This window comes from Amycolatopsis sp. CA-126428 (assembly GCF_002904335.1).
GTDB lineage: Bacteria > Actinomycetota > Actinomycetes > Mycobacteriales > Pseudonocardiaceae > Amycolatopsis.
On sequence record NZ_PPHF01000030.1, the window covers coordinates 162,630 to 177,078 of the forward strand.

The 14,449-nt window shown below is 66.5% G+C and carries 12 protein-coding genes and 1 pseudogene; 3 read left to right on the top strand and 10 right to left on the bottom strand.

The window, feature by feature from the left end; translation table 11 throughout:
- Position 1: 1 nt before the first annotated feature.
- The 3 genes from C2L58_RS07495 to C2L58_RS07510 form a co-directional block, all read right to left on the bottom strand.
- Positions 2-1,990, bottom strand: coding sequence for a 5'-methylthioadenosine/S-adenosylhomocysteine nucleosidase family protein (locus C2L58_RS07495; RefSeq protein ID WP_103336805.1), 1,989 nt, complete (start codon positions 1,988-1,990; stop codon positions 2-4).
- A 363-nt stretch (positions 1,991-2,353) separates the two neighbouring features.
- Positions 2,354-2,698 carry a helix-turn-helix domain-containing protein gene (locus tag C2L58_RS07505; protein ID WP_233225602.1) on the bottom strand — a complete coding sequence of 115 codons (345 nt, stop codon included), beginning with the start codon at positions 2,696-2,698 and terminating at the stop codon, positions 2,354-2,356.
- Entirely contained in the window at positions 2,695-3,465 is a 771-nt protein-coding gene (locus C2L58_RS07510) for a hypothetical protein (protein ID WP_158264091.1), read from the bottom strand. Before C2L58_RS07510 ends, C2L58_RS07505 begins: the two co-directional genes overlap by 4 nt.
- A gap of 127 nt (positions 3,466-3,592) precedes the next feature.
- On the opposite strand from C2L58_RS07510, the gene C2L58_RS48500 reads away from it, so the two are divergent.
- Positions 3,593-4,144, top strand: coding sequence for a DUF6907 domain-containing protein (locus C2L58_RS48500; RefSeq protein ID WP_146073538.1), 552 nt, complete (start codon positions 3,593-3,595; stop codon positions 4,142-4,144).
- A 70-nt stretch (positions 4,145-4,214) separates the two neighbouring features.
- Here the strand turns inward: C2L58_RS48500 and C2L58_RS07520 are convergent, their stop codons facing one another.
- The 7 genes and pseudogenes from C2L58_RS07520 to C2L58_RS07545 all read right to left on the bottom strand — a co-directional run bounded on the left by C2L58_RS07520 (position 4,215) and on the right by C2L58_RS07545 (position 12,841).
- Complete coding sequence (locus tag C2L58_RS07520; protein ID WP_146073539.1) at positions 4,215-4,874, bottom strand: prevent-host-death protein; 660 nt, start codon at positions 4,872-4,874, stop codon at positions 4,215-4,217.
- Between the two features lie 94 nt (positions 4,875-4,968).
- Positions 4,969-6,006: a transcriptional regulator gene (locus C2L58_RS48505; RefSeq protein WP_146073540.1), complete on the bottom strand. Its 1,038-nt coding sequence runs from the start codon at positions 6,004-6,006 to the stop codon at positions 4,969-4,971.
- A gap of 192 nt (positions 6,007-6,198) precedes the next feature.
- Positions 6,199-7,332, bottom strand: a complete 1,134-nt coding sequence (locus C2L58_RS07530) for a Wadjet anti-phage system protein JetD domain-containing protein (protein WP_199191147.1) — start codon at positions 7,330-7,332, stop codon at positions 6,199-6,201.
- Positions 7,333-7,366: 34 nt separating this feature from the next.
- Positions 7,367-10,357, bottom strand: coding sequence for an ATP-binding protein (locus tag C2L58_RS07535; protein WP_233225603.1), 2,991 nt, complete (start codon positions 10,355-10,357; stop codon positions 7,367-7,369).
- A gap of 168 nt (positions 10,358-10,525) precedes the next feature.
- Positions 10,526-10,759: pseudogene (locus tag C2L58_RS51455) on the bottom strand (ATP-binding protein); the annotation flags it as partial.
- The gene (locus tag C2L58_RS07540) at positions 10,759-11,364 is read right to left on the bottom strand and encodes a DUF4194 domain-containing protein (protein ID WP_199191148.1); all 606 of its coding nucleotides are present in this window, start codon (positions 11,362-11,364) and stop codon (positions 10,759-10,761) included. The pseudogene C2L58_RS51455 and the gene C2L58_RS07540, both read right to left, overlap by 1 nt.
- Positions 11,365-11,374: 10 nt before the next feature.
- Positions 11,375-12,841, bottom strand: coding sequence for a DUF3375 domain-containing protein (locus tag C2L58_RS07545; protein ID WP_103336813.1), 1,467 nt, complete (start codon positions 12,839-12,841; stop codon positions 11,375-11,377).
- 63 nt (positions 12,842-12,904) lie between these two features.
- Between C2L58_RS07545 and C2L58_RS07550 the strand changes: the two genes are divergently transcribed.
- Both C2L58_RS07550 and C2L58_RS07555 read left to right on the top strand, forming a co-directional pair.
- Positions 12,905-13,279 (top strand): hypothetical protein, encoded by a 375-nt coding sequence (locus C2L58_RS07550; RefSeq protein WP_233225604.1) that lies wholly within the window; start codon positions 12,905-12,907, stop codon positions 13,277-13,279.
- A complete protein-coding gene (locus C2L58_RS07555) occupies positions 13,276-14,442 on the top strand; it encodes a hypothetical protein (RefSeq protein ID WP_103336814.1) in 1,167 nt (388 codons plus the stop codon). Before C2L58_RS07550 ends, C2L58_RS07555 begins: the two co-directional genes overlap by 4 nt.
- The last annotated feature ends 7 nt before the right edge of the window (positions 14,443-14,449 follow it).

A 14,449-nucleotide genomic window follows, 5' to 3' on the forward strand; every position in this document is an offset into this window, starting at 1 on the left:
GTCAAGATGTCGGCCAGCCTCTTGGCGTCGGCTTTGAACCGGGGTGTTCGTGGGCGTAGCAGAGGAAAACCGACCGGGTGCCGTCGACCGGCCGCACTTCCCCGTCGGCTGTGACCGATGTCCGGATGGCGGGAGAAGCATGACTCTCCGCCGAGTCGCGCGGTGGTTCGGCAGCCGGTTCGCCGCCGAGGGCACCGATCTGCAGGAGGTGCACCAGGAAGCCGGCCGCCGACTTGGCGGCCGTGGCCTGGGACTCGTCGGTGGCCTGCCGCCCCCAACCGGCGATGCCCTTGATGATGATCCAATCCACTTTGCTTCTAGCCGCCGCGGCGTAAACGCCGGTGCCTTCCATTTCGGCACCCAGCGCGTCCGGCTCGCGTTCGCGCAACTGCCGCCCGTATTCCGGCGAATCGACCGCGACGTTTTCCGACAGCAGGATCCCGAAATGCACGCGGGCACCGGGCCAGTCCACGGTGGCCGCGCGGCAGCGATCCAGCAGGACGCCGGGTGACACGCGGTCGCCCCGGACGAACTCGGCCGACGCGCCGTCGACCGCTTGCACGACCTTGGTCCAGTTCAGGTTGCGCAGCTGGGTGGGGACGAGAAGGTCGCCGATCCGCTGCTCGCCCTCCCGGAGACCGAAGCAGGTGCCCGCGAGCACGACGTAGTCCGGAGAGCTGCCGGTGATCAGGTCGTTGGCGGTCAGCATCATCGCACCCGGCGACTCGATGCCCTGCTCACTCTGCGCCAAGAGCACGTGCGATCCGGCGACCGAGCCGAGGTCGAAGATCGTGTGGTGCTTCGAGAACGTCCGCCTCGGCGTCGAGTTCCCGTTGGACTTGCGGACGCTTTCGATGACCGCGTCCCGCTCGACCGTACTGGCGACGAGCACCAGTGTGGTCGTCGCGTGTGCCACTGCTGCGGCGCTCACTTTCTCGATCTCCTTTTTGCGCCAGCGCGTGTACCGGACGGCGGTGACGCCCAACGTCACCACGACCACAAGGATCAGCACGCGGAGTTCCGGGCCGAGGAAACGTGCCTGGGTCGACACCGGTGCCAGGCCCGGCGGATCGGTCCAGAAGTACTGGTAGAACAGCCAGTAGAGAGCGCGACCGTAGGTCGACGGCTGTCCCGTGCAGTCCTGTTCGCCGCACACCGCCTGTTCCCAGCCGGCGATCATCCCGGCCATCAAGAACGGGAGGCCGACCGTGACGGCGGCCAGCAGGGTGACTCCGCCGAGCGGTCGCGCGTCCGGAACCGGAAGCCGTCGCCGGGCCGAGCGGTGCACCACCAGCACACCCGAGTTCTCGGAGCCGAGCGGTGCGGTGGCGTCCCGGATGGCCGCCAGGGTGTCGGATCCGGTGACGCCGGATTCCTGGACCAGCACGCTCTCGCCCCAGCCGTGCAGGGCTCGCATCCCGTCGCCGGCCGCCGTCGCGTCGCGGATGTGGCACAACGGCACGGACCAGTGCTCGTCGAGATAGGCGTCGATCGCGCTGTTGTCGTGCTTCCACCTGGCGGGTTCCACGACGCCGAACAGCCACCGCAAGCCGCCCAGCGTCACCAGGACGACCATCACCACGGCGACGGTCATGTCGAGGACGACCAACAGGAGTCCGGCCATCCTGGTGGACGCCGTGGGCACCAGAGCCAGCCCGGCGGCGGCCACCATCAGGACCGCGAGCGGGGCGAACCACACCAGGAGTTCCCAATAGTGGTCGAGGAAACGCAGCCGGCGGGCCGCGCGGTTCGGTGGCCGGTGCTCGCTCGGCGGTTCGAGCAGCGCGAAGCAGTCGGTCGCCGACCACCACAGCCGCCCGGCCCGAGCCGCCAGGAAGAGCTGCACGGCAAGCGGCGGCCGGCTGCGCAGCACGCCCGACAACCCCCGCGGCCGCACGCTGTTGAGGACGGTCTTTCCGCGTGTGGACCCCAGCGCCGCGTGTGCGGCGGCCCGGCACTCGCGGAACGACAGGTCGTGCCGTTCGAACACGGATCCAGCATGTCATCACCGCGAGCCGGACATCGGCCAGTCGCGGATTTGTTGCGTGTGAGGGAGAAGCGCATTGTCGGAGAACGTGCGCTCGGTGAAGGTGCCCCCGGCAGGATTCGAACCTGCGACACCCGCTTTAGGAGAGCAGGCAACAGCGGTTACGGTGGCCTCTACCTGCAACTTTGTCCACACGATTCTCTGTGGTGTCCTCCTGAACATCGCCAGGCAGCAGCGTTTCGGGTCATGAAATGGGTCACGAGATCCCGGCTTGGCGCCCGGGCGTGTCGCGGTCTTCAAGGTTCCACGCCGGCGGGCGCCGTGCTCCCCGGTCGTCTACTCCCGGGCAGCGACGTGGATCACGCCTCAGGTCTCGGCAGGTGGAGTCATCGTGGTGAAGTCGGCCGTGTCGACGACGCTGTTGCTGGTAACGGCGGCCTGCTCGATGTCGTCGATTGCGCGCGCCGGGACGATGATGCGGTTCCGGACTCTGACGGCGGGGAAATCGCCTGCCTGAATTGCTCGGTAGAGGGTCATGGATGACAGGTTCAGCATCGCTGCCGCCTCGCCGACGCGGTAGAACCGTGGCCGGTCGAGTTCGCGAGCTATTTGAGGATCCATGGAATTGGCTTTCTGGAGTGAAACGGAGAGGTCTTCGTCGCTGGTGGTGTCGGCGGCCAGACTTGGCCACCGACACCACCAGGGGTTCATGCAGCGGCGGAATGGCGAGTGAGGGCCTCTGTCAGTCGTCGCTCGGCTCGTGACAGTTGTTGCCGGAATTGGTAGGAGGAGACGCCGCGTTCGTGGGCGACGGATGCGGCACCCTCGCCGTCGAGCCGTACTCGTCCGATGAGGCTGGCTTCGTCTTCGGTCAGGGTGTCGTCTTTCACGGCTTGCGCCAGGACAAGGTCCGGATGTCCGGTCATCCTGGCTCGGTACCTGACGAACGTGCTCTCGTCGTAGGTGGAGCGTGTTCCGTTGATCCGGTCTTCCTTGCCGCGAGCCTCCAGCCCGTAGCGATGGACCATGAACCGCAGGGACGAGTAGAGCATCGGCTTGTCGGGATCCAGCGAGTTCAGCGCCTGGAGAAACCCTTCGACGATCTCGGCGTCGAAGTCGGCGATATCGCCGCGGAAGTTGCGGGCGATGCTGCCGGCGACCTTCTTCAGGCCCGGCATCATCAACCCGAGTGCTGCGGTGGTCCAGGGGTCGCCCTGTTCCTGCGCGCGTCGTACGACCTCGCTCCAGACGGCGTTCTTCACCTGGTTGCTGGTCTGGCGCTTGAGGAGCGTGATCCGGAGTTCGTCCAGGGGGATCGGCCGGTCGGGGAGGCCGAAGCCGATGACGCGTCCGTCGAGCGACAGCGAGGTCGGCTGCGCGGTCAGCTCGTTGAACCGTCGTTCGATGATCTCCAGCGAGGTGAGCGACCGCTGATGGTCAGGCATTGCGTTGCCTTCCTTGTCGGGGGAGGTCGACACCCCCTAATACGGAATCTGCGGCGTGATCATGAAAGGAACCACTCGATTGTGCGACACCTGCATGGCGTGTCGCTCCGCCGTATTGCTCGATCGTTTGTCTACGTCCTCTGCGTTGAAGGAGAACTGTATGGAGAACAACGCTCTGTTGGACAACGTGCCAGGGGTTGATCTGAGCGCGCTCGATGCGGCGCAGCGTGGCGGGCATACCTGCGTCCGGTGCGGACGCGTTCCGCTTCATCGAGTTGACTTGAGGCAGGTCGGCGCGGCAGATCTGATCGCCTGTTCCGGCGAGGATGCGGCAATCTGCTCGCGGCCGGTGTTCTGGCTGGCGAAACCGTGCCCGCGATGGTGCAACGGTCTACACGACGATCGCGATGCCGGCCCCGACCGTCGTCACTTCTCCAGCTGGGAGGAACAGGTGCCCTTGACCTTGGAGGATGCCCAGGAGATGGGGCCTGGGTTGGGGTGGCAGCCTGAGTACGCGGTAGTGAGCCTTGACCAGGGCGTCCGCGAGGACGCGCCGCGGATCTGGTGCGGCAAGGGAGTGACCAATCAGGGCTGGCACATGACCGAGGACGAAGCCCGTCGCCTCGCCGTGACGTTGACGGCCGCGGCCAACTTGGCTGCGGGTGAGCCGGCTGGTCAGCTGCAACTGCCGTTCGGCATCATCGCGGCGTAGGACGACGAGCTGGCTCGGCACGTCGCGCGGCATGCCGAGCCAGCTCAACGCCGGCGCCGTCTGAAGGTCCTCAGTGCGCGAGCGAAGCGAGGAGAAGTTCGCCGACCAGGGCAACCGTGTCCGACGTGGTGTCGGAGCCACTGGGCGTTGTCCTGATGAGGCGCAAGCTCCGCTCGGAGGCCGTCCCAAACCACCGTTCGACGTGCAGAGCCGCGTCCTGTTTCAGCACAACATCGGCTGCTGCCAGCTGCGCGCGGACGACCGGTCCGGTCTCCTCGTCAAGGGCAAGCCGGACGATGTCGAGCAGGTCGGTCGCTTCCTTGACGCGGGCCCGGTTCGGCAGCGCCTGCAACTTTGTCGCGACGAGCGGTCCCGGCTCGGCGACCTGGACCGTGTGTTCGCTTGTGGTGCCCCCGCCAACGGCACGGATATGCAGTGGTGTCGCCGAACGCAAGGCCCAGTCGTGACTGAGCAGGTAGAGCCGGTCGGTCGGATCTTCAGGGAGATCGTCGAGCTGCTCCTCGCTGACTTCGAGCACGTCCACCCGAACATCGCCGGTCGGCGTGGTCACCATCGCGCCCGCTCCATCGACCGCGGTGGCCCCGGTGGCGAGCAGGACATCGAGCTGGCCCGGTTCGCCGCCGAGACGCCGGTTGACCGTGTCGACGTCACTGGTCACCCGGTGCGCGGCGGAACCGAGACGTGACAGGACGGCGAGGCCGCCGACCACGGTGATCCTGCGATCGAGTCGCCGCTCGATCTCCGGGAGAGCCTGAACGAGGGACGCCGTGACCGGACCGAAGAGCTCTACTGCTCGGGGTTGATCACCAGACACGCGTTACCTCTTGCGGTGGGTCCCAGCCTTCGAGGATCTCCCGGCCGCGGCCGGGGTCGGCGGCCAGATCGAGAGCCACGAACAGTGGATGTGCCAGCGGCCACGGCGGCCCATCCGGCGGTGCCGGCAATCTCAGGGAGCACACTTGGGGCACCGGCGCGATCCGGATGGTCGCACCACGGGCGGCCTCGGATGTCGGCACGCCCAGGAGGGTCTCGGCCCGGTGCGCCGTCGTCGCGTCGGGGACGTAGAAGTCCGGCGGATAACCGGCCCTGACGCCGGCGGGAGCTCCGTAGGCGGCAGCCGCCATCGTGTCTGTCAAGGCCCAGCCGACGCCGGTCGGCGGCTCATCCCAGCCAGTGTGCAACGCACCTGCAATCGTGGGGTCGTCAAGGAGCGCCACACGCGCCACCGTCGTCTTTGCTGGTCGCCAGGCGCTCGCCGTTTCCCAGAACAGCTCCGGAGTCACCGGAAGCCCCTGTGAATCGACTAGTTGAGCTTCTCGCAGAGAGCTCAGCGCAGCGGAGACCGAACTGGGTGACCGGTGGAGCTCCCGCGCGAGTTGGCGGACGGAACCTGGATGTTCCGGGTTGAGGAGTAGGGCGCAGGCAACTTCAAGTACGACCCTGCCGGCGAAGAGGTCGACCGGGCGAGGGAAGTCGGGTGCTGCAGGGACTGCGGTATCGACGAGTATACCTGGGCCGGAAAGATGCAGGTGGCCTCGAAGATCAAGCCAGCTCCAGCCTTGCTCGCGAAGCACTTCGCGGGCGGCCGCCACGATCCGATCGGCGGCGAGCAGGTGAACCGGGGCCGCTTGAGGACTCGTGCAGGAATGTCGACGAAGCTGGTTCACCAGCGACTCCGGCGTCACCGTCGAGGCAACTTCGACGTCGATGTCCAAACGCACGCCATTGACCTTGGCCGCGAGGGGGGCGGCAAGGTCCTCCGCCGACGTCGCAGCCGTAATGCCTACTGCGGTGAGCGCAGCGATCACGGCATCGACGGCCCGGCGCCGATCGAGGGGCATGGTCCCGATTGTCTACGGTGTTCGGTGTTCGGTCAAGCGAGAACATCGAACACGGTATGATTCCAGTGTCTCGTTGATCGCATGGAGTGACTATCGGGATGGGGCTGCCGTCCGACAGCTTGCTTGAAATGCTGCCGTCGATGCACGGATGAGGAGCTTGCCGGTACCTGGCCGGGAATCTCTGGCTTCAAGTTACTCAGTGTAACGAAGAGAGGCGTCTTGGACGGCTGCGTACGAGATGCGTTCCTGCTCCAGCCGCACGGATCTGCCCAGCACATCTTCCACGAGGTCGGTGTAGAGACTTGCCTCATTCGGCACGAGCGCTTCGAGGTGTTCGCTGGTGGGACTGGCCTCGCCAACCCATTGTCCCTCATGGGCAAGGAGTGTGGCCCGATCCATGAGCATGGACCGGGTGCCTTCGAACGAGCGACGCACCCGGTTCAAGATCGCGAACCCGTGGGTGTCGATGTCACCCCAGTAGACGAGATTCTTGCCGGCCAGCCACTCGAGCGGCTGAAGCCGGGAAGCCGCATATCCCTCGCCGAAGATCACGATCGCGTTCTCGACGGGTGGGAACGCCAGGTAGGTGATTTCGTTCTCCACGACGAACACCGTGCGTTCCGCGGGCGGTGCCGCGGCCAGTTCGGGCACCCGCACGGCCAGCTCGCTGAATCCGTGACCGGCGGACAAGCGGCGGAACCGGACGTACGCGGGCTTCTTACGGAAAAGGTACCGGCCGGCGAAATCCGATGGCGGGCAGGTGCGGTCGATGCGGTGTTCCGGGAGCAGACAGTCCAGTAGCGCCGCCAGAATGGTGCGGAACCGCTCGATGAACTTTGTGTCGACGCCCGGCACGTCGATCTGCCGGACGTACATGTCAGGACGCGCGTAAGCCTCGATCCACAACGCGGTGTCGACCAGCCGGGGCCACTCATCCCGGTGCTTGAGTACTTCCATGGGTTTGGCGGACATCCAGTCGACGACGACCGGCGCCCGCGACCGCGTCGCTTCCAGCAGGGTGGTGAACGTACGCACATCCGGCTGCACTCCGAGAAAAGCCCACAGCTGTTCGTAGGAGTCGACCCAGACCCGGCCGGGGATCTCGTTCGTTCCGGCGACCCGGCCGCCGACCGTTCTCGTCTCGATACGAAGATGCCGGAGCCGCTGCCACTGCTCGGCCCAAGCGCGTGCGCGGTCGAGGTGCACAGCGGTGTCCTGTGCGCTCGGACCCCGCAACCCGATCGCCAGCGGTTCCCATCGGTTTCCGGTGGCGAGCTGGGTCAGGAACTCGCCGCGATCCCATCGTCGCCGCAGTTTGCCGCGCACGTCATCGGGTGTGGTCCAGCCGGTCGACACTGCATCACACGCCCTGATCGGATACGGTGCCGAGAGCGTGCGCGAGCTGGCGTTGCTGGTATTCCTCGATGGTCAGGGTCTGCAACCGCGAGCTGTCGCCGGTCTTGTTGTCCACGAACCCGACCGCAGCGACGAACGGTTCGATGACGTGGATCTTCTGCAACGGTGTCACGATCAGCAGTTGCAGCCCGAGCCGCCGGAACAGGCCGAGCGCGAAGCGGGTCGACTCGTCGGAACCGCGGCCGAACGCCTCGTCGATGACGACGAACCGGAACGTCTTCGACTTGCTTACTCCCCAGTCGAGCTTGAACTGGTAGGCCAGCGAGGCAGCGAGGATCGTGTAGGCGAGTTTCTCTTTCTGACCGCCGGACTTACCGCCCGAGTCGGTGTAGTTCTCGTGCTCGGTGTCATCCGCACGCCATCGTTCGGATGCGGAGAAGGTGAACCAGTTGCGCACGTCGGTGACCCGGCGGGTCCATTGCCGGTCCGGTTCGGTTTGCCCTTCGCGCCCACGGAACCGTTCGATCAGCGACTTCACCTGGAGGAACTTCTGCTCGGAGTACTGGTTCGAGTCGTCGCCGCCGAGCGATCCGCTGGTGCACTCCCGAAGATCCTTCCGGAAGTCACGGATTTCGACATTCACCGTGGGATGCGGCTCGAGCCGGATAAACCGGCCGGGGTTGTAGTCGATGTCGACAAGCGAGTCGTTGATGGTCTCGATCCGCTGCTTGATCAGCTCGGCCTGCTTGGTCAGCTGCGAATGGAATCCCGCGATGTCGCGGATGGTGTTGGTGTTGAGGTAGGTCTTGAACTCGGCCTCGAACCGGGGCAGGTCGTCGGACGCGATCCGGTCGTGCAGCGCGCGGTATTCGCCCGCGGACTGAATCGAGTTGTCGAACTCCTCGGTCTCCAGCGGGTACGCCTTGCGGAAGTCGCTCATCTTTCCGACGACCCGGGCCGCGACCTTGTTCTGCCTGCCGGTGAGCCGATCGATCTCCGTGGTGATCTCGTCGTTCACCTCGACGCGGCACGTATCGCAGTCTTCCGGAGTGACCAGGCTTCTGGAACCGACGCGTTGGGCGACGAGGGGAAACGACGCGGTCGCGGTCGCGGCCGCCGGCTCGTCCAACGTGGTCCTCGTGTCGCGTAGCTGCTTCTCCGCGGCTTTGCGCTGGCCACCAAGATTTCCGAGCTCCGTCTGGGCCGCCCCCTTGGCCTCTTCTGCCGCCTTGATCTGCCTGCCGGCGGCTTCCAGTTCGGCGGTCAGCCGTTTCAGCTCGTCCGACTGCTGTTCCAGGCGGGTCTTTTCGCCGGCGAGTTCGGCAATGCGGTTCACCGACGCCTGCCAGTCGATCTCGGTGAACCCGTTGAACTGCTCCAGCATGGTCAGCGTGGTGGCGAGTTTACCTTTGGCGCTCAGCTCGGTTTTGACCTTCTGCGTCCGGCCGTCCAGGCCACGCAGCTGAAGCTGAAGACGGTTCGCCTGGTCGAGCAGCGCGTCGATTTTGGCCTGGTTGTCCCAGCCCAGCACGTAGTGACGGCGGTCGTCGATCCGGCGGGCGTCGTCCTTCTCGTGCCTGCCGCGAGCACCCTTGACCTGCCCGGCCCGGGTAACGGCCTTCGCCGCCCGCCGGAAGTCGGTCATGGTGTCCACGCACTCGTAGTCGGCGCGGTGCGTCAGCTCACGATCCAGCCACGTCGAAAACGGCGAGTCCTTGATCTGCAGCTTGGCGAACAAAGATCGCTCCGACAACTGCGGAGGCGGAATCTGTCCCAGCCGTTCGGGCACCCGGTAGTAGACGAGCTTGATACCGAGGTGCCGGTCATTGATCCACTCGGAAACGGCGTCGTAGTGCTCGCTCGAGACCAGCATCGACAACCCGAAGCTGTGCAGCAGGCGCTCGGCGGCGCCTTCCCAAGCGGCGCAGTCCGCGCGCACCTGGATGAGCTCGCCGGCGAAGGGCAGCTCGGCGGAGTCGACCCGCAGTGCGGCGCACAGTGCCTCCCGCACGTCCAGGCTGCGTTTGGGAATGTTGCTGCGCCGCTCCCGCAAGCTCAGCAGCTCCGTGTTGAGCTCCGCGGCTTCCGCATCGAGATCGCGGCGTTCGACGGTGAGGTCCGTGAGCTGGTTCTGCAGATCGGCCTGTTCCTGGTCGAGAGAACCCTGCATTTCGGCAACGGCACGCTGCCGAGCGGTGAACTGCGCAGGGTCGGCGACCGCGGGCAGGCCGGCTGCGGTCAGGAGCGTTCGATAGCGATTGTCCTGTTCCTTCCGCCGGTCGCGTTCCTTCTCCTCGGCGGCGATCTCGGCTTCGAGCTGGCTGATCCGGTCGCCACCGCGGCCGGCGCGCTGGATCTCGAGGTCCCGCTCCTTCCGGCGCAGCCGGTCCAGTTCGATCTCCGCGCCCGCGAGAGCATTCTGCTGTGCACTGATCTGACCGCCGAGCGCGGTCAGCCGGTCACCGAGCAAGGCCGCCTTGCGATCCGCGCAGTAGAACCGCAGGGCTTCGCGCGCGGCCTTGCCGGCCGTGATCCGCGCGTCGAGCTCGTCGTAAGCGTCACACTCGGCGAGCAGCGGTTCCAGCAAGGTGAGCTGGGTACGTGCCTTGAGGACCGCTTCGTGTGCCTTCGACAGGTCTTCGAAGTGTTCGACCAGCCGATTGGTCCAGCCGGCGGCGTCGAACGGCTCCAGCATGTGGGAGCGGACGAAATCGTTCAGGTTGCCGACCGACTTCATCGAAACGGTCTGGTGGAAAAGTTCCATCGCCTGCTCGGAGTCGATGCCGAGCCGTCGGCAGAAGTCCTTGCTGTAGGCGGGAAAGTGGTCGTGGACGCGGACTTCTTGCTTGCGCAGCCTTCGCTTGAGCACCGCGATGTCCCCGCTGAAGTCGGCGAAGTCGCCCGCGATCGTCAAGTCCCGGTCGGCGGTGGCGTAGAACCGGTCCGGCTGACCGACGGACGCGTCGCGAAACCAGAACACCTGGGCCAAGGTCACCGTCGAGTCGTAGCCGCGGTTGGTGAACGAACCGAGGATGACTGAGAACGACCGGCGGTCTCGCAGTCCGACCGGTCGCGAGGCGCCGGTCGCTTCGTTGCGCTCGGACTTGTAGTAGCCGAGGACGTACGAGCGGAGGTGCCGCTCCTTCGCCTCGGCCCCTGCCGCCTTGTTGTAGGAGATGCGATGGGCGGGCAGGAGCAACGTGGTGATCGCGTCGACGATGGTGGACTTGCCCGAGCCGATGTCGCCGGTCAGCAGGCTGTTGCGTCCCGCGGGGTGGAACGTCCACACCCGTTGGTCGAACGTGCCCCAGTTGTAGACCTCGAGGCGCTCCAGCCGGTAACCGGCGAGCTCGGCCGCCTCGGTGTCGAGTCCGGCCGCGCTGAAGAGGCCGCCCATCAGTCTTGATCCCCTCTGCCGCCGAGTTGCCCGGCGTACTCGGCGAGCCGCTGGTCGAACTCGGCCAGCCACTGCCCGTCCACGAACGCCTTGAGAATGCGCCGCACCTCGTACGCGGCCTCCTGGCCGGTGATCCGGCGCAGGAAACCGAGCTCGACGATCTTGGTGAGCTGGGCGTCGATCTGGTCCACCAGACGTGCCTCGTTGCTGCTCTCGGGCAGGAACATCCGCACCATCTCGACGAGCTGCTCCCGCGTGAGGATCAGTCGCGTGTCGGCGCCGGACGCGTCGAACTCCGCGAGTTTCTTCCTCAGCAGGGCCAGCAGGAGGCTCACGTGGAAGGACAGCGCGCGCCGCGGGATCAGTCGCGGTAGTTTCCCGTCTTCCTCCTCGTCGGCCGGCTTCGAGCGCAAGAAGGCGTAGCCCTCCGCTTCGTCGATGATGACGGTCAGGCCCATCACACCGACGTAGTCACGCACCTGGGCTTGCAGCGGCAGCAGGTGGCGCCACGCTTTTTCGTGGCTGTCCGCGTAGACCACCCCCTTCATGAGGTGCGTGATGACCAGTGGCAGGTCGAGCTCGTCCCGGCGCAACGATGTGGACACGCCGCCCATGCTAAAGGCGCCCACCGACAGAACCGTCGCTGCTCGAGGTGCGGGTGTACGTCACCCTCGGTATGGTCGCGACCCGATCCACCCCGGTGTCGTCGGTCCAGCGCACCTGTTCACGGGTCGTCTCGTCGAAGACGACCTGGAAGATCGGATCGCTCAGGGAGAGGTAGCCGACCAGCTCGGCCATCCCCTGTTCGAGCGGTCGCCTCCGCAGAACGTCACCCAGCCCGACCTGGGCTCGTTCGCGCAGCTCCCCGCGCACGATGCCGCACAGTCGCTCACGGTCGACGTACACCTGTTCGAAGAGCGCGGAGGCGTCGAGGTCCTCGTCGGCCGCGGCGATGTCGGCGCTGTCCAGCGGAACCTTCTCCTTCGGGGTGTAGAGCGGACGTTCCATCGGCAACGCGATGACCGGGGCCGTACCGTCGAGTTCGCAGGTGAGGTCCGGCGCGGGGTGCTCGCGGAGCTTGAGCGCGGACGACTCGATACTGCGCAGGATGTCCATCACCCGGCGGTTCTCCAGCCACACCTGGTCGTCGAGGAACCGCCGAAGCTGTTCCGACAGCAGCCGCACGGTCGCCTGGGTGCGTTCCGCCGCGTCGAGCCAGTCGTAGTGGATGTGCCGCATGCGCGGGTCGGGTTCGCCGACGGCGTCCAGCGACTGCACCTTCTCGAGCAGTTCGGTGAGCTCGGTCTGCCGCTCGTGCGAAAGGAGGAAGTCGTAGAACGCCTGAAAACTGCGCCCCTGGTCCGAGTCGGCGATGGTGGTCCGGTTGCCGACAACTTCGTCGAGCAGTTGCCCCTTGCTGCCCTCCCAGCCGGCGATGCGTGCCCGAAGCTCCCGGTCGAGCCCGCGGAAGTTGGCCTCGACCTCGCGGAAGTCGGCCAGCAGTTCCCGTGCGGTCGCGGCGAACTGCTGATAACGGTCCCGTTGAGCCGAGCCGTCGAGGACGGTGAAGTCACCGCCTGCCACCCGGTTGATTTCGGCATCGACCTCGGCGCGCCGCCGACGCAGCTCCGCCAGCCGGACGTCCGGATCGGTCTCCGCCCCGAAGGCCATCTGGCGCAGCAGCTCGAAGATCGTGTTCAGGCGTGACTCGGTACCGACGAAGGAGCGCGCTTGGAGCGAATCGACCCAGGTCAGCGCCTTCTCCACGGCCGGAGTCGCGTCGAAGTGCACCTCGTCGGAACCGGTCGGGTAGTACTTGCGCAACCACCCGTTCGCCGGTGCGGCCCAGTCGTCCAGGTAGGCCTTGGCCGTCTTGGGGAACGTGCCTTCGCCGAGCCGCTCGTTGAGCGCGTACAGCTCGTCGTCGAGACGGCCGGCCAGCTCGGTGGCTGAGATCGACCGGACGTTGTCGTCGACGAAGACCTTGCGGAGGAACCCGAGCACCAGAGGCGCGTTGTCGGCGCGCAGCAAGCGCCACGCCGGGTCGTTGCGGCGCAGGAAGTCAAGGTCGTCGAAATCCATTGGCTCTCGGGTCGTGTGGGGGCTCGTCGGCGATGCTAGCCGCGGTCGCTACTCTGCCGCCTCGTGGCACGCAATGTCCGGAAACCCCCGGCCGGGCTGCTCGGCCGGTGGCGCATCATCAGCATGAGCGGCTGGGATCGTGACGCGATCGACCTGGTCGAGCCGGGTTTCATCGAATTCGCCCGTGACGGTACAGGTCGGCTCGGCTTCATCGCTGTCGAAGGCTGGCTGGACTGCCGCACGGTCGAGCGGGGCGGCCTGCCCGGTGTCGAGTTCTCCTGGCAAGGCGTCGACGAGGGCGACCAGGTGAGCGGCCGCGGCTGGGCGGTGCTGGTCGACGATGACACGATCGAGGGACATCTGTTCTTCCACTTGGGCGACGATTCGAGTTTCCGGGCGAAGCCGTTCACCGGCGCCGACGAACTGGACGAGCCGTGAGCGAATATCAGTACTACGAGTTCCTGGCGATCGACCGGCCACTGGACGACGGCGAGCAAGCCGAGGTCAGGTCCCTGTCCACTCGGGCGAGGATCAGCGCCACCAGCTTCGTGAACGAGTACCACTGGGGTGACTTCAAGGGTGACCCGCGCCGTCTGATGGAGCGGTACTACGACGCGCATCTGTACGTCGCGAACTGGGGCACCCACCACGTGATGTTCCGCCTGCCCCGTGATCTGCTTGACCCGGACGTCGTCGAGGACTACTGCGTCGGCCACGCGGCGAGCGCCTGGGTCACGGGCGAGTTCGTCGTGCTCGACTTCACGAGCGAGGACGACGTCGGTGAGTTCGACTTCGACTACGACCCCGAGAGCTTGCTATCGGGGATCGTCGGAGTTCGCGCGGAACTCGCCGCGGGTGACCTCCGGCCGCTCTACCTCGCCTGGCTGGCGGCCTACGGCGCTTGGGAGCGCGACGAGGACGTTTTCGACCGCGACGCCGACGACGATCTCGAACCGCCGGTTCCGGCCGGGTTGGGCACTCTCACTGCGTCGCAGCGAGCGCTCGCGGACTTCCTGCGCGTCGACGACGACCTCCTCGCCACAGTGGCCGAGGCGTCTCCGCCGCTGGAGGACACCACCGAAAATCCCGATGATCTCGCCGGCTGGGTGAACCGTCTGCCTGCCGCCGAAAAGGACCGGCTCCTGGCCCGGGACGTGCTGGGAGAGGCCGGGCGGGTGCGGATGGAGCTGCTGCGCCGCTACCGCGATGACACTGCTCCGGCCAGCCCCCGCCCGGCCCGCCGGACCGTGGCCGACCTGCTCGACGCCACGGCGCGCCGGCGGGCCGACCGCGAGCGTCGCCTGGCCCTCCAGCGTGCCGACGAAGAGGCACACCGGGAACAAGCCCGGTCCCGGGCTCGCGAGCGACGACTCGACAGGCTTGCCGAGGAAGGAGACGCCGCGTGGTCGCGTGTCGACGCGCTGATCGCCACCCGCAAGCCGGCCGACTACGACGTCGCCGTCACTTTGCTCACCGATCTCCAAGCGCTCGCCGAACGCGAGGACCGCGACGACATGTTCGCCTCCCGCGTCAACGCAGTGCGGCAAACACACGCGCGCAAACCCAGCCTCATCGAACGCCTCGACCAGGCAGGCATCTGATCACCCC

What these genes read in the sequence shown, in the direction of transcription:
- C2L58_RS07505 (WP_233225602.1), bottom strand. Translation starts at nt 2,698, where the DNA reads ATGAACCCCTGGTGGTGTCGGTGGCCAAGTCTGGCCGCCGACACCACC.
- C2L58_RS07545 (WP_103336813.1), bottom strand. Translation starts at nt 12,841, where the DNA reads ATGGATTTCGACGACCTTGACTTCCTGCGCCGCAACGACCCGGCGTGG.
- C2L58_RS48505 (WP_146073540.1), bottom strand. Translation starts at nt 6,006, where the DNA reads ATGCCCCTCGATCGGCGCCGGGCCGTCGATGCCGTGATCGCTGCGCTC.
- C2L58_RS48500 (WP_146073538.1), top strand. Translation starts at nt 3,593, where the DNA reads ATGGAGAACAACGCTCTGTTGGACAACGTGCCAGGGGTTGATCTGAGC.